Origin of the sequence: uncultured Limimaricola sp., from assembly GCF_964022235.1 — a bacterium.
GTDB lineage: Bacteria > Pseudomonadota > Alphaproteobacteria > Rhodobacterales > Rhodobacteraceae > Limimaricola.
Window position 1 is genome coordinate 285,143 of the sequence record NZ_CAXHZL010000003.1, and the last position, 18,869, is coordinate 304,011.

15 protein-coding genes are annotated in these 18,869 nt (G+C 66.2%); 7 read left to right on the plus strand and 8 right to left on the minus strand.

The genetic code is table 11. The annotated features are described in order from the left end of the window. Positions 1–4 precede the first annotated feature (4 nt). Together AADJ02_RS06035 and AADJ02_RS06040 are read right to left on the minus strand one after the other, a co-directional pair. Positions 5–1,393 carry an MATE family efflux transporter gene (locus AADJ02_RS06035; protein ID WP_341212093.1) on the minus strand — a complete coding sequence of 463 codons (1,389 nt, stop codon included), beginning with the start codon at positions 1,391–1,393 and terminating at the stop codon, positions 5–7. A gap of 69 nt (positions 1,394–1,462) precedes the next feature. Next, positions 1,463–2,353, minus strand: coding sequence for an NAD(P)-dependent oxidoreductase (locus AADJ02_RS06040; RefSeq protein ID WP_341212094.1), 891 nt, complete (start codon positions 2,351–2,353; stop codon positions 1,463–1,465). A gap of 72 nt (positions 2,354–2,425) precedes the next feature. Here AADJ02_RS06040 and AADJ02_RS06045 point away from each other — a divergent pair, with 72 nt between their 5' ends. Further along, a complete protein-coding gene (locus AADJ02_RS06045; protein ID WP_341212095.1) occupies positions 2,426–3,709 on the plus strand; it encodes a dienelactone hydrolase in 1,284 nt (427 codons plus the stop codon). Between the two features lie 139 nt (positions 3,710–3,848). Further along, complete coding sequence (gene parE / locus AADJ02_RS06050) at positions 3,849–5,804, plus strand: DNA topoisomerase IV subunit B (protein WP_341212096.1); 1,956 nt, start codon at positions 3,849–3,851, stop codon at positions 5,802–5,804. 684 nt (positions 5,805–6,488) lie between these two features. On the opposite strand, the gene AADJ02_RS06055 is transcribed toward parE, so the two are convergent. The 3 genes from AADJ02_RS06055 to AADJ02_RS06065 all read right to left on the minus strand — a co-directional run bounded on the left by AADJ02_RS06055 (position 6,489) and on the right by AADJ02_RS06065 (position 9,339). Further along, the gene (locus tag AADJ02_RS06055) at positions 6,489–7,238 is read right to left on the minus strand and encodes a hypothetical protein (protein WP_341212097.1); all 750 of its coding nucleotides are present in this window, start codon (positions 7,236–7,238) and stop codon (positions 6,489–6,491) included. A gap of 144 nt (positions 7,239–7,382) precedes the next feature. Then, on the minus strand, positions 7,383–8,060 hold the full coding sequence (locus AADJ02_RS06060) for an ABC transporter ATP-binding protein (RefSeq protein ID WP_341212098.1): 678 nt from the start codon (positions 8,058–8,060) through the stop codon (positions 7,383–7,385). Continuing rightward, positions 8,053–9,339, minus strand: a complete 1,287-nt coding sequence (locus AADJ02_RS06065) for a lipoprotein-releasing ABC transporter permease subunit (protein WP_341212099.1) — start codon at positions 9,337–9,339, stop codon at positions 8,053–8,055. Before AADJ02_RS06065 ends, AADJ02_RS06060 begins: the two co-directional genes overlap by 8 nt. A gap of 185 nt (positions 9,340–9,524) precedes the next feature. Here AADJ02_RS06065 and AADJ02_RS06070 point away from each other — a divergent pair, with 185 nt between their 5' ends. Beyond that, on the plus strand, positions 9,525–10,502 hold the full coding sequence (locus AADJ02_RS06070; protein ID WP_341212100.1) for an NAD(P)-dependent alcohol dehydrogenase: 978 nt from the start codon (positions 9,525–9,527) through the stop codon (positions 10,500–10,502). A 3-nt stretch (positions 10,503–10,505) separates the two neighbouring features. Here the strand turns inward: AADJ02_RS06070 and proS are convergent, their stop codons facing one another. Continuing rightward, positions 10,506–11,843 (minus strand): proline--tRNA ligase, encoded by a 1,338-nt coding sequence (gene proS, locus AADJ02_RS06075; RefSeq protein WP_341212101.1) that lies wholly within the window; start codon positions 11,841–11,843, stop codon positions 10,506–10,508. Between the two features lie 201 nt (positions 11,844–12,044). Here proS and AADJ02_RS06080 point away from each other — a divergent pair, with 201 nt between their 5' ends. The 4 genes from AADJ02_RS06080 to AADJ02_RS06095 all read left to right on the plus strand — a co-directional run bounded on the left by AADJ02_RS06080 (position 12,045) and on the right by AADJ02_RS06095 (position 17,787). Next, positions 12,045–13,190, plus strand: a complete 1,146-nt coding sequence (locus AADJ02_RS06080; protein ID WP_341212102.1) for an AI-2E family transporter — start codon at positions 12,045–12,047, stop codon at positions 13,188–13,190. Further along, a complete protein-coding gene (locus AADJ02_RS06085) occupies positions 13,175–13,834 on the plus strand; it encodes a DnaA/Hda family protein (protein WP_341212103.1) in 660 nt (219 codons plus the stop codon). The genes AADJ02_RS06080 and AADJ02_RS06085 overlap by 16 nt, the downstream gene beginning before the upstream one ends. An 88-nt stretch (positions 13,835–13,922) precedes the next feature. Continuing rightward, positions 13,923–16,091 carry an RNA degradosome polyphosphate kinase gene (locus tag AADJ02_RS06090; RefSeq protein WP_341212104.1) on the plus strand — a complete coding sequence of 723 codons (2,169 nt, stop codon included), beginning with the start codon at positions 13,923–13,925 and terminating at the stop codon, positions 16,089–16,091. Positions 16,092–16,239: 148 nt separating this feature from the next. Then, a complete protein-coding gene (locus AADJ02_RS06095) occupies positions 16,240–17,787 on the plus strand; it encodes a Ppx/GppA family phosphatase (protein WP_341212105.1) in 1,548 nt (515 codons plus the stop codon). Here the strand turns inward: AADJ02_RS06095 and AADJ02_RS06100 are convergent. Then, positions 17,784–18,434 carry an HAD-IA family hydrolase gene (locus AADJ02_RS06100; protein ID WP_341212106.1) on the minus strand — a complete coding sequence of 217 codons (651 nt, stop codon included), beginning with the start codon at positions 18,432–18,434 and terminating at the stop codon, positions 17,784–17,786. The two genes, AADJ02_RS06095 and AADJ02_RS06100, sit on opposite strands and share 4 nt — an antisense overlap. Before the next feature lie 58 nt (positions 18,435–18,492). After that, on the minus strand, positions 18,493–18,867 hold the full coding sequence (locus AADJ02_RS06105; protein WP_341212107.1) for a hypothetical protein: 375 nt from the start codon (positions 18,865–18,867) through the stop codon (positions 18,493–18,495). Between the last annotated feature and the right edge of the window lie 2 nt (positions 18,868–18,869).

Here is an 18,869-nt window from a genome sequence, read left to right on the forward strand (position 1 = left end):
GTTCCTAGGCCGCGGCAATCCGTACCGAGCGCGACCAGAACCGCCACAGCAGCATGACGGCCGCCAGCCCCAGCCCGACCACGAGGCCGAGCCAGACCCCCGCAGCACCCAGACCCAGCGGAAAGCCCAGAACATAGCCCACGGGAAGGCCGATCACCCAATAGCTGATCGCGGCGAGCACCATCGGCACGCCGGTGTCCTGCACCCCACGCAACAGGCCCAGCGCCATGACCTGCAACGCGTCGACCACCTGAAACAGCGCCGCGAGCGACAACAGCGTGATGCCGGTCGCGACGACCACGTCGCGCGCCGGGTCATCCGGGTCGACGAAGGCCGAGACGAAAGGCTCTGGCATGGAGATGAACATCAGCCCCACGAGGACCGAGGATACCACCGACAGCAACACGCCGGACTGGCCGATCAGGCGTAGTGCCGTCTCGTCGCGGCGGCCCAGCGCCCGGCCCGCGCGCACCGTCGCGGCCTGGCTGAGACCGACCTGCACCATGAAGGCCACCGATGTCACCTGAAGCGCGATGCCATGCGCCGCCAACGGCACTGCCCCGATCCAGCCGATCATCACACCGGTCGCCACGAACAGCCCGCCTTCGGCGAGGCTGGTGAGGCCGATGGGCGCGCCAAGTCGCAGCACTCGGCCCAGCACGTCGAGATCGGGCCGCCAGATACGGCGAAAGAGATCATATTCGGGCAGGCGACGCAGCGCATAGACCATGAGCAGCGCCGCCTGCAGGATCGCCATGGACAGTGAGGCAATGGCCGCCCCTTGGATGCCCAGTTCCGGCGCGCCCCAGTTCCCGAAGATCAGTGCGTAGTTCAAGAGCGTGTTGCAGACCGCCATGCCGAGCGTGCTCCACAGCAAGACGCCCGTATGCTCCAGCGCCGAGAGGAAGGAGCGCATCACCATCGCCACCAGTCCCGGCACCATCGCCCAAGCCGCGATGCGCAGATACGCCTCGCCCGCCGCCGCGACCCGCGGCTCCTGACCCAGCGCGAGGAAAATCTCCTCGGTCCACATCAACGGGGGGACGAAGACAGCGGCATAGATCATGCCGACCCAGATCCCCATGCGGGTGACGCGCCGCACCATGACCGCGTCGCCCGCCTCGGCCGCCGTCGCCACCACCGGCATCACCGCCCATGCAAAGCCCGACCCGACGATGAAGATCAGAAAATAGAGCGAGGTCGCCAGCGTCGCCGCCGCAAGCGCCGTGACGTCGTACCAACCGAGCATCACGGTGTCGGTAACGTTCATCGCCATCTGCGCGAGGTTGGAGCCGATCAGCGGCAGGGCCAGCATCAGCAATCGACGCCCGTGCTGGCGGCGGGTGACGGCCTCGAAGGGTGGCTCGGGGGGGGCGATGTCTGCGTGCGTCATGCAATCCCCCTACGCCGCCCCCGCCGCCCCCGTCCAGTTCGCGATTGTATGGGTGACGCTGGGGTGGCCTCAGCCCCCCAGCACGTCACGCCACGAATGCTGGGGCGCGAAGCCCAGCAGCCGCTTGGCCTTGTCGTTGGCATAGAAGGTCTCGCGCTCGCCCATCTCGCGGCGAACCTCGACGCCCACGTAGAACCTTGCGCGGACCTCTTCGTTGCTCAGCCCCACAGAGAGATCGTCGTTCGAGACGTTGAACACCTCGTAACCCAACCCGTCTGTCTTCAGGCAGCGATCGACCATCTGACCGAGGTCGCGGGCGTCGATATAAGCAAAGATGTTGCGGCGGCGCAGGTCCGGGTTCTCCAAGTAGGCCGGGAAGTTCTCGGCGTATTCATGCGGTTCGATCACGTTGTTGATCCGAAGGCCGTAGATGTCGAAGCCGGTGCGCGCCTGAAAGCTCTTTGCCGTCGCCTCGTTCACCACCTTGGACATGGCGTAGCTGTCCTGCGGCACGGTCGGGTGCGCCTCGTCGACGGGCAGGTAGTCGGGCTTGACCTCGCCGTCGTGGAAACACACGCCGTAGGTCGTCTCTGACGAGGCGAAGATCACCTTTTCGATGCCAAGCTTGGCCGCCGCATCCAGTACGTTGTAGGTGCTCATCACGTTGACGCGGTAGGTTTCGTTGTCGGGCTTGAGCAGGATGCGCGGCACGGCGGCGAAATGCACGATGGCGTCATAGCACGGCACGCCGGTGCCCGGCTCCAGCTCGTCGAAGCCCGCGTAGGCATGGGCCGCGTTGAACACCTGCCCCGCATCGGTGAGATCGCAGATCAGGTTGTCGACGCCCGGATGATCGAAGGCCACCAGATCGAGATTGGTGACGCGGTGGCCGCGCTCCAACAGGTACGGGATCGCGTGACGACCGGCTTTGCCGGCGCCACCAGTGAACAGAATGCGCATGGTTTCCTCCCTCGCGTCTTGTCCCCTTCGTCATAGTGTGGCCCCATCGCGCCGCAACCCGGAGGATAACGAATGACCAAGTTCCTGCTGGCCGCCGCAGCGACAATGATCGCGGCCCCCGCAATGGCCGAAAACCGCATCGACCGCATCCGCCCTGACGCGCCGGAGCTTGCCGCGCCGGGCGAACATCTGATCGGTGTCACGACCATGTCCTTCACACGCGAGGGCGTGCCGGACGTGGCCCGCGCCACCGAGGACGGGGTTGAGGACTACGACCGCGAGATCACCGTCGAGGTCTGGTACCCGGCAGCCGAGGGCACAACACCGGGTGGCAGCTATACCGCGCTGTTGCGCGACGGCGTGACCGAGGTGCAGCTCGAAGGCCGGGCCGCGCGCGATGCGGTGCCCGTGGCCGAAGGGGCGTTCCCGTTGGTCATCGTGTCGCACGGCTATCCCGGCAACCGCTTCTTGATGAGCCACCTGGCCGAGAACATCGCCACCAAGGGCTATGTCGTGGCCTCGATCGACCACCCGGATTCGACCTACGACGACATGGGCCCTTTCGCCTCGACGCTGGTGAACCGGCCGCATGACCAGGCCTTCGTGCTCGACCGGATGGCGGCATTGGAGGACGGGATCGGCGCGGTCACCGACGGCGACAGGGCGGCGGTCATCGGCTACTCCATGGGGGGCTATGGCGCGCTGCTGTTTTCCGGCGCTGGCCTGACCGAGGACTTCCGCGCCCTGCCCTACGCGCCGCCGCACCAACTCTTGGACATCAACGCCATGGGGAGCGAGACCTTGGCCGAACTGCCCGATGAGCGGGTCAAGGCTGTCGTCGCCATCGGCCCTTGGGGCCGCAACCGCGAAGCCTGGAACGCCGAAGGTCTCTCGGCCGTCGAAAAACCCCTGATGCTGATCGCGGGCGGCGTCGACGACGTGTCGGGCTACGAAGCGATCCGTTCGATCTTCATGGAAACCACACAGACCGAGCGGCACCTACTGACCTTCGACAACGCCAACCACAACGCCGCCGCCCCGATGCCCGCGCCCGAAGAAAGCTGGGCCGTCTCGGAGGCTCTCGGTAACGCACCGTTCGATCACTATGCCGACCCCGTTTGGGATACGGTGCGGATGAACAACATCACCCAGCACTTCGTGACCGCGTTCCTCGATCTGCACCTCAAGGGAGACGCGGCCAAGGCCGAGTATCTCGACCTCGTGCCCGACAGCGCCAAGGCGGTCTGGGACCGGGCCGAGGATGGCACGCCGCACGAGACCGACACCTATTGGGCAGGCTTTGCCAACCGCACCGCCAAGGGCCTGCGCTTTGAGACACGCGCCGTGGGCCAATGATTGCTCGCCGGGGCCGCCCGCGCGGCCCCGGCACAGCTGCGCGGGGCACAAAATAAGAACGAAGCCGTGCCGCCCCGGCGTTGCCCCCGGCCCCGCCTCCGGGTTATATGGCCGGCACCCCAGAACAAGAGCAGTGCCCATGCCCGACGATCTCCTCTCCGGCGCCGAGCCCGCCTACGATGCCTCCTCCATCGAAGTCCTTGAGGGGCTGGAGCCGGTGCGCAAGCGCCCCGGCATGTACATCGGTGGCACGGATGAACGCGCGCTGCATCACCTCGTGGCCGAGGTGCTCGACAACTCCATGGACGAGGCCGTTGCCGGCCACGCCAATCGGATCGAGGTCGAGCTTCTGGCCGATTACTCGGTGGTGATCCGCGACAACGGCCGCGGCATTCCGATCGACCCGCACCCCAAGTTTCCCGGCAAATCCGCGCTGGAGGTCATCCTCTGCACGCTGCACGCGGGCGGCAAGTTCTCGGGCAAGGCCTACCAGACCTCCGGTGGTCTGCACGGCGTTGGCGCGTCGGTCGTGAACGCGCTTTCGGATTCGATGGTCGTGCAGGTCGCGCGCAACCGCGAGCTTTACGAGCAGAGCTTCTCGCGCGGCATCCCCCAAGGCCCCGTGGCCAAGATCGGCGCCGCCCCGAACCGGCGCGGTACCACCGTGACCTTCCACGCCGACGAAGAGATCTTCGGTCACCACCGGTTCAAGCCCGCGCGGCTTCTCAAGATGGTGCGCTCCAAGGCCTATCTCTTCTCAGGCGTCGAGATCCGCTGGAAGACCGAGATCGACGATGGCGAGACCCCGCGCGAGGCCACCTTCCATTTCCCCGGCGGCCTCGCCGACTACCTCGCCGAAACCTTGGGCAAATCCTCGACCTATGCCGACAAGCCCTTTGCCGGCACCGTCGAGTTCCGCGAGAAGTTCAACGTGCCGGGCAAGGTCGAATGGGCCGTGAACTGGACGCCCTCGCGCGATGGCTTCACCCAGTCCTACTGCAACACGGTGCCGACGCCCGAGGGCGGCACGCATGAGGCCGGTTTCTGGGCCGCGATCCTCAAGGGCATCCGTGCTTACGGCGATCTGGTGAACAACAAGAAGGCGGGCCAGATCACCCGCGAGGATCTGATGACCGGCGGCTGCGCTTTGGTGTCGTGCTTCATCGCCGAGCCCGAGTTCGTGGGCCAGACCAAGGATCGGCTCGCCACCACCGAGGCGCAGCGCCTCGTCGAGAACTCGGTGCGCGACCACTTCGACAACTGGCTGGCCTCCGACACCAAGTCGGCCGGAGCCATCCTCGACTTTTTGATCCTGCGCGCCGAAGAACGTCTGCGCCGTCGTCAGGAAAAGGAAACCGCCCGCAAGACCGCGACCAAGAAGCTGCGGCTTCCGGGCAAGCTCGTAGACTGCTCGGCTTCCAACCGCGCCGGCACCGAGTTGTTCATCGTCGAGGGCGACTCTGCCGGCGGCTCCGCCAAGATGGCGCGCGACCGCAAGACGCAGGCGCTTCTGCCGCTCCGGGGCAAGATCCTCAACGTGCTCGGCGCCGCCTCGTCAAAGCTCGGCTCCAACCAGGAGATCAACGATCTGACACAGGCGCTGGGCGTCAGCCTCGGGTCGAAGTTCAACGTCGACGACCTGCGCTATGACAAGATCATCATCATGACCGACGCCGACGTCGACGGCGCGCATATCGCGGCGCTGTTGATGACCTTCTTCTTCAGCCAGATGCGCCCGATGATCGACCACGGCCACCTCTACCTCGCCTGCCCGCCGCTCTACCGCCTGACTCAAGGCGCGCGCCGTCTCTACGTCGCCGACGATGCGGAGAAGGAGCGAATGATGCAGAAGGGCCTTGGCGGCAAGGGCAAGATCGACGTGCAGCGCTTCAAGGGTCTGGGCGAGATGGACGCCAAGGACCTCAAGGAAACCACGATGGACCCGAACTCCCGCAAGCTGATCCGCGTGTCGATCAGCGACGACGAGCCGGGCGAGACGGCGGATCTAGTGGAGCGGCTGATGGGCAAGAAACCGGAACTGCGGTTTCAGTACATTCAGGAGAACGCGCGGTTCGTGGAAGAACTGGATGTGTGAGGATTAATCTCGATTGATACCAGTCGGACCACTCCCGTAGATTGCTAGCGGGAGTGGATTTTTATTCTGAAGAGAACGCCGGAATTTGTCAGGCGTCGGAATAGGCAGGTGCGCTCTCTTTCACCATGAGGGTATAGCTCGTCCCGCAAGTTTTTCAGTTTGCTGTGTATAGTCCTGTTGCCAAGCCAACTGCTGGCTCATGGCGGTGGTTTGAACGCGCAAGGTTGCCATGCGGGGTCCCAACCTTATCACTGCCACCGTACGCAAACGGCGGTCCCCCGACCTGCTGCTCCGCCTACTCCATTCCATGGCGTAGATCGAAACTGCTCTGACTTCTCAACGCATAGGGAAGCGCAGCAATTCTATGAAGCCGCGGGTCCCGGCGATCCTCATGGGTTGGACCGCGATCGCGATGGCATAGCCTGCGAAAGCCTCGGCTGAGCCTGTGATAGGGAGTGGTGGGAGATCAGCGCTACCCTTAGATGACCCATCCCGACCAATCGCTTCCCGCGCGGTCGAACCTTAGTCATGAAATGCGATAGACATCGACATCCTCGATTCGACGAACGCAAAACCGCCCCCGCTTCCGGACGGACCGGGACCGAGGGCGGCGGGGTGCAAACACGGGCGGCGGACGGACCGCCGCGCCGAAGGAAGGGGCATGATCCCCTCTGTCGCCTCGACTTAGAAGCCGAAGTTCATCGCGGTCAGGCTGCGCTGACGGCGCACGCCGACGTCGTTGCCGAACAGGTAGCTGACGCTGAGCGCCGCGGTCGCGTCGCTGGCGCTGTCGATGCCGTCATCCGCGTAAGTGCCGCCGAGCGAGGCGCCCAGTTCGACGCGGGGCGTCGCGTAGAATTCCACGCCGACGCTGTAGCTGAATGCGTTCACGTCGTAGCCGGAAATTTCCAGATAGTTGTAGCCGAGGTCGCCGGTGATGGCGACGCGCTCGCTGACCACCGAGGCGACCGACAGCGACGACAGCAGAACCGTCTCGTCGGAGACATCTTCCAGATCGGCGATCGCGAACACCTGGCTGGTGTGCAGCGTGTCGCCCGACCGGCCGAGCTGAAAGCCGACGCCGTACAGGTTCGCGCCGAGGTCGATGGTGTCGGATTCGGCGTGGCCGAGCAGGACGCCGAAGCGACCGAAACCGAAGTCGCTGTAGCCGTAGGCGAGGATCGCGGTGGCGTCGGCTTCGGCAGCCGAATTCTGGTCTTCGGAATGGCTCGACTGAACGGCCAGCTGTACGCCGTAGTTGCCGCCAAAGCCGAGGTCGACGTTGCCGAACAGGGTGCCGGTGCCGATGTCGCCGCTGTCGCCGCTGGTGCCCTGAGAGGCGAGACCGATTTCGGCGCTACGCAATTCGGCCGAGGCCACACCAGCCGTCATGGCCGCGCCAGCGGCCAGAACGACTGCAAATTTATTGAACATTTTCTTCTCCGTAAGCGGGCACCAGAGGAGGTGGCACCCGTGGCGGCACTGATCATTGCAGCCTATGGAGCGCAATCGCCAGATCGCCTAATACGAGAATAATACTGCAAATATGCAACTATACGAGGTGCCGGACTCGCCTGATCAGGCCACCACCCCATGATCCATCCGGACCACCCTATCCATCCGTGCCGCCAACTCAAGGTTGTGCGTCGCGATCAGCGCCGAAAGCCCTGTGCCACGCACCAGCGCCATCAGCGCGCCGAACACCCGGTCCGACGTGTCGGGGTCGAGGTTGCCCGTGGGCTCGTCGGCCAGCAAAAGTCGCGGCGCATTGGCCAGAGCGCGGCAGAAGGCCACCCGCTGCTGCTCACCGCCAGAAAGTGCCGCCGGGCGGTGATCGGCGCGGGGGCCGACTCCGACCTGCTCCAGCAGACCGCGCGCCCGCGTTTCGGCCTCGCCACGTGATACCCCCGAAGCAAGCTGTGGCAGCACGATGTTCTCGAGCGCCGTGAACTCGGGCAGCAGGTGGTGGAACTGGTAGATGAAGCCGATGTCGGCGCGGCGCGCCTGCGTGCGCCGACGATCCGAAAGCTTGGTCATCTCCTGCCCCGCGATCTCGACCTGCCCCTCGTCGGGCGTGTCGAGTAGCCCCGCGATGTGCAACAGCGTCGACTTGCCCGCGCCAGAGGGCGCGACCAGCGCCACCACTTCGCCCGGCTGTATCACCAGATCCGCGCCGCGCAGCACCTGCACCTGCGAGGGCTTGCCGCGATTGTAAGTCTTGGTGAGACCGCTCAGCTTCAGGATCGCATCACTCATAGCGCAGCGCCTCGACCGGGTTCATCCGCGCCGCGCGGCGGGCGGGAAACAGCGTGATGACCCACGACAGGGTCAGCGACAGGACCACGGCCGACAACACGTCGCCCCACTCCAGCTTGGCGGGCAGCGCATAGATGCCTCGGATCGATGGGTCCCAGACGCCGCCGCCCGAGAGGTAGTTCACCGCCGAGAAGATCGGGTCGATCCAGATCGCGAAGGCGCAGCCCAAGGCCACGCCGAGCAGCGTGCCCAAGGTGCCGATACCCGCGCCGCAGATGAAGAAGATGCGCAGCACCGAGCCCTCGGTCAGGCCCATGGTGCGCAGGATGCCGATGTCGCGCCCCTTGTTCTTCACCAGCATGATCAGGCCCGAAATGATGTTCATCGAGGCGATCAGCACGAGGATCGACAGGATGACGAACATCACGTTGTCCTCAACCGTGAGCGCGCGCAGAAACGCGCCCGCGCTGTCGCGCCAGGTCCACAGGAAGGCGGTCGGCCCGGCGGTCTCCATGATCTCTGGCAGCACGGACTCGAGGTCGTCGGGGTCCTCGACCATCACCTCGATCTCGTCCACGACGCCGTCACGGTTGAAGAAAAGCTGCGCCTCCGACAACGGCAGATAGGCGCGGGTGCGGTCGATGTCATAGCGCCCGGCGGTGAAGATATAGGTGACCTCGAAGGCCGAAACCCGCGGGCTCACCCCCATCGGCGTGCGCGCGCCGTTGGGCGAGATCACCTTGACCTTGTTGCCGATCGCCACGCCCAGCTCGCGCGCTGCGCCAGAGCCCAGCGCGATGCCTTCGTCGAACCGCGCGATGTCGCCCATCCCGGTCGCGGGATCGGCAATGCGCGGCAGCGAGGCGAGGTCTTCGGCGGCGATGCCATAGATCTCGATGCCCGCGTTCTCGTTGCCCGCGTTCAGCATCACCTGCCCGCGCACCACCGGGGCCGCACGGGTCACGCCCTCGACCTGTACGAGGCGCTGCGACAGCTCCTCATAATCGGCGATGACCCGGCGGGTGATGTCGGTGCCCTCGATCACGCTGTCCTGGTAGACGGTGACATGGGCGTTGGCACCGAGGATCGTGTCGATGAACTCCTCACGGAAGCCCGCGCGCACCGACAGGGTGGCAATCAGCGCGAACACCGCCAGCGTGATGCCGACAAGGCTGATCCAGGTCATGACGCTGACGCCGCCTTCGGCGCGGCGGGCGCGAATATAGCGCCAGGCGATCATCCACTCGAAGGCGGAAAACGGGGCGGTGCGGTTGGCCATGGAGGGTCCCTTGAAATGCGCGCGGACCTTGGGGGGACGCGCGGGCGGGGTCAAGCCGCGACGCCGCCGCTTCACGCCACGGTGTCGGCGCGGCTTGACGCAAGCGCCGGGGCCGGGTCAGCTTTGGAGGGGGGATGTCATGCGCGCACAAGCGCGGCCATGGCCACATGATGAGGAGAGCGTGCATGCGCGCCGTGATCTGCCGCGCCTATGGCGGCACGGAACATTTGGAGATCGTCGACCGGCCGCTGCCCGCGCCGGGCCCGGGCGAGATCCGCGTCGGGCTTTGCGCCGGGACCGTGAGCGCCGGGGACTGGCGCGTCCGCTCCCTGAGCGTGCCGCGTGGCTACGGGCTGTTGGTACGGATGGTCTTCGGCTGGTCGGGGCCACGAAATCCGATCCTTGGCACCGCCTTTTCCGGCGTCGTCGAGGCCGTGGGCGGCGACGTGACGCGGTTCGCCGTGGGGGACGAGGTTTTCGGCAGCACCGGCAACAAGATGGCCGCCCATGCCGAGGCGGTGGTTCTGCCCGAAGCGGGCGCCGTGGTGCACAAGCCGCATGCCTTGAGCCACGGCCAGGCCGCCGCCCTGCCCTTTGGCGCGACCACGGCGCTGCAGTTCCTGCGCGACAAGGGGCGACTGAAGCAGGGGCAGCGGCTTTGCGTGGTCGGGGCATCCGGTGCGGTGGGCGTGGCGGCGGTGCAGATAGGCCGAGCCATGCGGGCGCGGGTGACGGCGGTGTGTTCCTCCGCCAACGCCGATCTGGTCCGTGATCTGGGCGCGCATGAGGTGATCGCGCATGACGAGGAAGCGCCGTTCACCCGCGAGGGCTATTACGACGTGATCCTCGACGCCGTGGGCACCGCCCCCTTGGGTCTGCGGATGCGCGCACTGGCGCCCAACGGCCGGTTGCTGCTTGTCTATGCGGGGCTCGGCACCGACATCGCCGCGCGCTTTGCCCTGCGCGGCGGAAAGCGGGCCAAGAGTGGCGTGGCGACCGAGAGCCGCGCCGACATGGAGGAGATCGCCCGGCTGGTGGAGGCGGGCGACCTGCGCGCGGTGATCGACAGCCGTTACCGGCTGTCGGAGATCGCTCAGGCCTATGACCGGGTCGCGACAGGGCGCAAGCGAGGCGCGGTGGTGCTGCTCCCGGACGAGATCTAGGCTTCAGAGATAGGCGTAGATCCGGGCGATCTTTTCGACCGCCTGCTCGGGCGGCAGCTCTTCGCTCTCGCCGGTGCGGCGCGAGACCAGCTCGACCACACCGTTCTTGAGGCCCTTGGGGCCGACGGTGATGCGCCACGGCAGGCCGATCAGGTCCATGGTGGCGAACTTCGCCCCCGCCCGCTCGTCGCGGTCATCATAGAGCGGATCGAGGCCCAGCGTCCGCAGACCGGCATAGATTCCGGCGCAGGCAGCGTCGGTCTCGGCGTCGCCCTGGCGCAGGTTGACGATGCCGACGTGGAACGGCGTCACGCCCTCGGGCCAGATGATGCCCTTGTCGTCGTGGTTGGCCTCGATGATCGCACCCATGAGGCGGCTCACGCCGATCCCGTGACTGCCCATCTCGACCGGCACGCGCTGGCCTTCGGCGTTGGTGACGGTCGCCCCCATCGCTTCGGAATACTTGGTGCCGAAGTAGAAGATCTGGCCCACTTCGATCCCGCGCGAGGAGCGCCGGCGCTCTTCGGGGATCTCGTCGAACAGCGCCGCGTCATGCGTCTCGTCGGTCCGCGCATAGGGCGTGGTCCATTCGGCGACGATCTCCTTGAGCTGATCGGGGTCCTCGTAGTTCACCATCCGGTCGGCCAGCTCCAGATCGAGGATGTTGCTGTCGTAGAACACCTCGCTCTCGCCGGTCTCGGCCAGCACGAGGAACTCGTGCGTGTTCTCGCCGCCGATCGGGCCGCTGTCGGCGCGCATCGGGATCGCCTTGAGGCCCATCCGCTCATAGGTGCGCAGGTAGCTCACCATGTGACGGTCATAGGCCTCGAGCGCCTTCTCGCGGTCGACGTCGAAGGTGTAGCCGTCCTTCATCAGGAACTCGCGGCCGCGCATCACGCCAAAGCGCGGGCGCATCTCGTCGCGGAACTTCCACTGGATATGATACAGCGTCAGCGGCAGGTCACGGTAGGACGACACGTAGGACCGGAAGATGTCGGTGATCATCTCCTCGTTCGTGGGACCATAGAGCAGGTCGCGGCCCTGACGATCCTTGATGCGCAGCATCTCTTCGCCGTAGGCCTCGTAGCGGCCACTTTCGCGCCACAGGTCCGCCGATTGCAGCGTTGGCATCAACAGCGGGATGTGCCCGGCCTTCTGCTGTTCCTCATCAACGATGCGCTCGATGTTGCGCAGCACGCGCAGGCCCAGCGGCAGCCAAGAGTAGATGCCGGCACCGGCCTGTTTGATGAGGCCCGCGCGCAGCATGTAGCGATGGCTGACGATCTGCGCCTCGGCGGGCGTTTCCTTGAGCACGGGAAGGAAATAGCGGGTGAGGCGCATCGAGGAATCCTATGTCAGAAAGGCGGATCGGCAAAGGGGCAGACGAATCCCCCTGTAGGGGAGTGCCGCGCACCTGACAAGCGTCGTCCGGCCCTGCCTTCGCCCCGGTTGTGCCGGACCCTATGCGCCAGACCCAAAAGCCTTGCGCGCCCGCGCCCCGGCGGCGACATAGGTAGGACATCCGCGCAAGGAGCGAATTCCGTGGCACTTCCAATCCAGCATCAGGCGCGCATCTGGGCCGTCATCGCGGCCGTGACTTTCGTTCTGCTCTGGCTCTTGGGCGACGTGATCCTGCCGTTCCTCGTGGGCGGTGCGCTGGCCTACCTGCTCGATCCGGTGGCCGACCGGCTGGAACGGCTCGGCCTGAGCCGGGCGATGTCGGTGGGGGTGATCGCTCTGGGCGTGGTGCTGATCTTCGTGGCCGCGGTGCTGCTGTTGATCCCGACGCTGATCCGGCAGACGACGCAGCTGGTGCAGACCGCGCCCGAGCTCTTCTCGGGCCTGCGCGACTGGCTCGCGGTGCGGTTCCCCGATTTGATGGACGAAAGCTCCACCATCCGTGGCCAGCTCGACGCCATTGGCGCGGCCATTCAGGCCCGCGGCGGTGAGATCCTCAACGGGTTGCTCACTTCGGCGATGGGCGTGATCAACCTGCTGGTGCTCTTCGTGGTCGTTCCCGTCGTCGCAGTCTACCTGCTGGTCGACTGGGACCGGATGGTGGCGCGCATCGACGAGCTTTTGCCGCGCGAACACGCGCCCACGATTCGACAGCTCGCACGCGAGGTCGACCGGACGCTGGCCTCATTCGTGCGCGGACAGGGGCTCGTCTGCCTGATCCTTGGCACCTATTACGCCGTGGCGCTGGCGCTGGTCGGGCTGAACTTCGGCCTCGTGGTCGGCGCGTTGGCGGGGCTCGTCACCTTCATTCCCTATGTCGGCGCCTTGGTGGGCGGCGTGCTGGCGATCGGCCTCGCGCTGTTCCAGTTCTGGGGCGAATGGGTCTGGATCGGCGCCGTGGCAGGGATTTTCGTCGCGGGCCAGATGATCGAGGGCAACATCCTGACGCCGCGCCTTGTCGGCTCCTCGGTCGGGCTGCACCCGGTCTGGCTGTTGTTCGCGCTGGCGGTCTTCGGGGCATTGTTCGGATTCGTCGGCATGCTGGTGGCCGTGCCCTTTGCGGCGATGCTCGGCGTCTTCGCCCGCTTCGGCATTGCCCGCTATCAAGACAGCGCGCTTTACCAGGGGTCGGCCACGGCGATGCCGCCACCCGTCTCACCGCCCGCTTCGCCCCCCGCATCGTCCGCTTCAGACACGACCCTGCCGGAGGGCGCATGGCGTGGCAACTGAGCCTCGATCTGCCGCTCGCGGTGGCTCTGGGGCCGGACGACTTCATCCTTTCGGAGGCGAACCGCCCCGCGCATGAAATGGTCACGGCGATGGGCTGGCCCGAAGGCAAGCTGGCGCTCATCGGCCCGCCCGGATCGGGCAAGAGCCACCTCGCCCGCGTCTGGCAAGCAGGCAGCGAGGCGATGATCCTGCTCGCGCATGACCTCGGCCCCAGCCTGCCACCACCCGCACCGGGGGCGGCCATCGTGGTCGAGGACATCCAACGCCTGCCCCGTGCCGCCGAGGTGACGCTGTTTCACCTGCACAACCGTCTCGCCGCCTCGGGCGGTCGGCTGCTGCTCACCTCCGACCGCCCGCCTGCGCGGCTCGACATCGCGCTGCCCGATCTGGCGAGCCGCCTGCAGGCGACGGCGGTGGCGCGGATCGAGGACCCCGACGACAAGCTCTTGGGCGCGGTGCTGGCCAAGCATTTCGCCGATCGGCAGCTGGTGCCGATGGCCGATGTCATCCCCTATCTCAGCGCCCGGATCGAGCGCAGCTTTGCCAGTGCGGCCGCCGTGGTGGCGCGGCTCGACCGGATGGCTCTGGCCGAGGCGCGCCCCGTTAGCCGCGCGCTGGCGCGCCGAGCGCTGGACAGGCTCTGAGGCGGGCCGCTGGACAATCCCGGCGGGCGGGCGCGATAGTGGGGCGACCCGTCACCTTACCGTTGCAAAGATGCGCCAGACAGCACCCATGACACAGGCCGATTTTCTCGCCGCGAGCTTTCCGGAGCCGACCGCGCTCGACGCTGACCTTTCGGGCCCGGCGCGCTTCGTCAATCGCGAGCTGAGCTGGCTTGGCTTCAACTTTCGGGTGCTGGAGGAGGCCGAGAACCCCCGCGTGCCGCTCTTGGAGCGGCTGCGCTTCCTGTCGATCTCGGCGACCAACCTCGACGAATTCTACACCGTTCGCGTGGCGGGCCTGCGCGAACTGGCGCAGGCGGGAAACACCACTCCCGCCATCGACGGGCTGACCCCGGCCGAACAGCTGCGCCAGATCGACAGCGAAGCGCGCGCGCTGATGGCGCGACAGCAAGAGGTGTTCAAGATCCTGTGCGACGAGATGGCCGCGCAGAATATCACCATCCTGAACCGCACCGACGTGTCGAAAAAGGACATGGCCTACCTGTCGGACGCATTTCTCAACCGCGTCTTCCCGGTTCTGTCGCCGCTGGCCATCGACCCCGCGCACCCCTTTCCCTTCATTCCCAACGAAGGCCTCGCCCTGGCGTTGTCGCTCGAGCGTGCCTCCGACAAGAAACCGCTGCGCGCGCTTTTGCCGGTACCCGCGCAGATCGACCGTTTCGTACAGCTCCCGACCGAGGACGGTCAGCGGTTCCTGCCGCTAGAAGAGCTGTTGCTGCTGAACCTCGATCAGCTGTTTCCGGGCTACAAGGTCAAGGGGCACTGCACCTTCCGGGTGCTGCGCGACAGCGATCTCGAGGTCGAGGAGGAAGCCGAGGATCTGGTGCGCGAGTTCGAGGTCGCGCTCAAGCGTCGCCGTCGGGGCGAAGTGGTGCGCATGAAGCTCTCGGCGGACGCGCCGCCCGCGCTCAAGGCGACGATCATGGAAGAGCTGCACATCCGCGATGCGGAGGTGATGGAGGTTGAAGGGCTGATCGGCATCGGCAACCTCAAGGAGCTTGTCACCGACGCGCGCCCCGACCTGCTCTGGCCGCCCTTCACACCGCGTGTGCCCGAGCGCGTGCAGGACCACGACGGCGACATGTTCGCGGCGATCCGCCAAAAGGACATGCTGCTGCACCACCCCTACGAGACCTTCGACATGGTCAACCGCTTTCTGCAGCAGGCGGCGACCGATCCGGACGTGGTGGCGATCAAGCAGACGCTCTACCGCACCTCGCGCAACTCGCCCATCGTCGAGGCGCTGTGCGAGGCGGCCGAGGACGGCAAGTCCGTCACCGCACTGGTCGAACTCAAGGCCCGGTTCGACGAGGCCGCCAACATCCGCCAATCGCGCCGCCTCGAGCGCGCGGGCGCCCATGTCGTCTATGGCTTCACCCAGTACAAGACCCACGCCAAGATCAGCACGGTGGTTCGGCGCGAGGGCGACAACCTCGTCACCTACACCCATTTCGGCACCGGCAACTATCACCCCATCACCGCGCGGATCTACACCGACCTGTCGTTCTTCACCTGCGACGCGGCGCTGGGGCGCGATGCGACCAAGGTGTTCAACTATATCGGCGGCTCGGTCGAGCCGATGGGGCTCGAGAACCTCGCGATCTCTCCGCTGACACTGAAACCGCGACTGCTCGAGATGATCGCGGCGGAGGCCGAGCACGCGCGCGCGGGCCGCCCGGCCGAGATCTGGGCCAAGATGAACTCGCTGGTCGAGGCCGAGGTGATCGATGCGCTCTACGACGCGAGCCGCGCCGGCGTGAAGATCTCCCTCGTGATCCGAGGTATCTGCGGGCTGCGACCCGGCATCGCGGGGCTCAGCGAGAATATCCGGGTGAAGTCCATCGTGGGGCGGTTTCTGGAGCACAGCCGCATCGTCTGTTTCGGCAACGGTCGGGGCCTTCCTTCGAAGAAGGCGCGCGTGTTCATTTCCTCCGCCGACTGGATGGGCCGCAACCTCAATCGCCGGGTCGAGACGCTGGCCGAGATCACCAACCCAACCGTGAAGGCGCAGATCACCGATCAGATCATGGCCGCGAACCTCGCCGATGTAGCGCAAAGCTGGGTCATGGGACCCGACGGCCGCTTTCGCCGGGCCGACTGGCCCGAGGATGGGCGCGCCTTCTCCTGCCACCGCTTCTTCATGGAAAACCCCTCTCTTTCGGGGCGCGGCACGGCGGGTGCGGGCGATGTGCCACAGCTCACCCATGCGCACGACTGAACGGAAATCCACTCTTTCGTAGTAGTTTCAAGGCTTAGGCCATTTTTCCTTTGCCCTCACCGGGCAGGCCGTTAAGACCGCGCCCGATGCGGGGCGTTGACTCCGCGAGAGGCCGGGCCACATGCTGCGGCAGGATCATGGGGGCTTCATGAACGAACACAGCGACGCGCATAGCGGCGACTGGGGGCCTTTCGGCCGGCCGCTCTTCGACGATCCCGAATCCCGGGCGCTGAGCCGCGTCGGCGTGGTCGACGTGGGCTCGAACTCGGTCCGTCTCGTCGTCTTCGACGGCGCCGCGCGATCTCCGGCCTATTTCTACAACGAAAAGATCATGTGCGCGCTGGGTGAGGGTCTGTCGGAAACCAACCGCCTTTCGGTCAGGGGACGCGAGCGCGCTCTGGCCGCGCTCAAGCGGTTCGCCACGCTGGCCGAGGGCATGGGCATCACGCCGCTGACCGCCGTGGCCACGGCCGCGGTCCGCGAGGCCGAGGATGGGCCGGAGTTCTGTGACGAAGTGCTGCGCGAGACCGGGATCGAGATCCATGTCATCGCGGGCGACGAAGAGGCCCGGCTTTCGGCGCAGGGCGTGCTTCTGGGCTGGCCAGGCTCCTACGGCATGGTCTGCGACATCGGCGGCTCCTCGATGGAATTGGCCGACATCGCCGAGGGCAAGGTCGGGCGCCGCCTCACCTCAGCTTTGGGACCGCTCAAGCTCAAGGAGGTCAAGGGCGGCGAGAAGGGTCTCGACGCCTACATCAAGTCGACCATCGACGAGATTCACGGCGAAATGCAGAACGAGACCGGCATGCGGCTGTTCCTCGTTGGCGGCTCGTGGCGGGCCATCGCGCGCTGCGACATGACCCGGCGCGACTACCCGCTTACCGTGCTGCATGAATACCGCATGACCACCGAAGCCGTGGCCGAGACGCGCAAGTTCATCGAAAAGGAAGACCCCGAAGATCTGCGCGCCCGCGCCGGGGTCTCCTCGGACCGCATGGCGCTGGTGCCGCTGGCGATCCGGGTGCTCGACCGGCTGGTGCAGGTGTTCCAGCCCAAGGACATCACGATTTCCTCCTACGGCATCCGTGAGGGTATGCTCTACGAGCAGATGCCCCCCGCTCTGCGCGACCGCGATCCGTTGATCGAGGCCTGCCGCTTTGCCGAGGCCAAGGACGCGCGGATGCCCGGATTTGGCCCGGTGCTGTTCGATTTCGTGCGCCCGCTGTTTCCGCATGCCGACTGGCAGCGCAAGCGGATCATCAAGGCCGCCTGCCTGCTGCACGACGTGAGCTGGCGCGCACATCCCGACTACCGGCCTCAGGTCTGCTTCGACAATGCGACGCGCGCCAACCTTGGTGGGCTCAAGCACTCCGAGCGGGTGTTCCTCGGGCTGGCTTTGATGCACCGCTATTCCAACAAGCGCGAAGGCGCGCGCTACGAGCAGATGTTCCCACTCGTCTCCGAAGAAGACCAACGCGAGGCCGAGGTACTGGGCCGGGCTATGCGTCTGGGGGCGATGCTCTGGCTCGGGGCCGAAACGGTGCCGGGCAACCTCGCTTGGAATGCGGTGGAAAAGACTTTGACGCTCGACCTTGATCCGCGCGCAAAGTCGCTGTTCAGCGAAGTGGCCGAGCAGCGGTTCAAATCGCTGGCCTCGGCGCTCGATGCCACCGGCGAGGTGCGGCTGCGCGACTAGGCCGCGAGGTCCGACAGGCGGGTCAGCCGCCGGGCCTCGGGCGTCGAAAGCCGCCCCGGCGCGGCCCAGCCGACGGCCCGAAACGGCACATCGGCGGCCTGCGCCGTCGCCTCGTCGACTTCGGTGTCGCCTACGTAGATCGCCGTCGTAACGCCCATCGCCTCGATCACCGCGCGCAGATGGCCGGGATCGGGCTTGCGCGCGGGCACGGCATCCGCGCCGCGCACTGCGTCGAACAGATGATCAAGGCCAAGAGCCACTAGCACCGCAAGCGTCAGCGCCTGCGGTTTGTTGGTGCACAGCCCGAGCCGCCAGCCCGTTGCCCTGAGCACGGCGAGATCCTCGGCCACATGAGGAAAAATCGTCGTCCGCGCCACCGGATTCTCGGCATAGCTCTCCAGGTAGGCATCCGTAAGTGCGTCGATGTCGGAAGGAGCCGCCGGAATGCGTTGACGCCACAGAAGATCCGCCACCAGCCGATGCGCGCCGTTGCCGATCAGTCCGGTTATCACGGCCTCGTCCGTCGGCTCCAAACCATGCGCCACGAAGGTCCGGTTTACCGCATTCGCGATGTCGGGCGCGCTGTCGATCAGCGTGCCATCGAGATCGAAGACCACGGCACGTGGGCCGCTCCGCTTTTGAATCATGAGAGCATGTCCGTTCTGCTACTTGCCGAGTTAGGCATCGCCCACCGGGCGGGACAAGTCAGATGTCGATTTCGGGTGCCTCCAGATCGGGCGTGAATTCAGGGGCTTCGCGCTTGCGACGCAGGATGATGTCGCCGTTCTCGAGGATCTCGGGTGCTTCGTAATTGGCGATGTCGTCGATCCTGTCGAGAACCTGCATCAGCGCGGGCCCCATCTCGGACAGCAGGGCTCGCAGATGTGGCTCCGCGGTCTTGGCGAACTCGCGGAAATCCTCGATGGCGGGCTCCATCTCACCCATGATGCCTTCGAAGAACAGCTCCGCCCCCCGTTGCATGAGGCTGAAACCCTCATCTTCGGGGGCCTCCTCGATTTGGGCGGTGACAGGGGCCGCGAACAGCGCGGCGGCGAGGGCGATGGGCACGATCTGTCTCATGC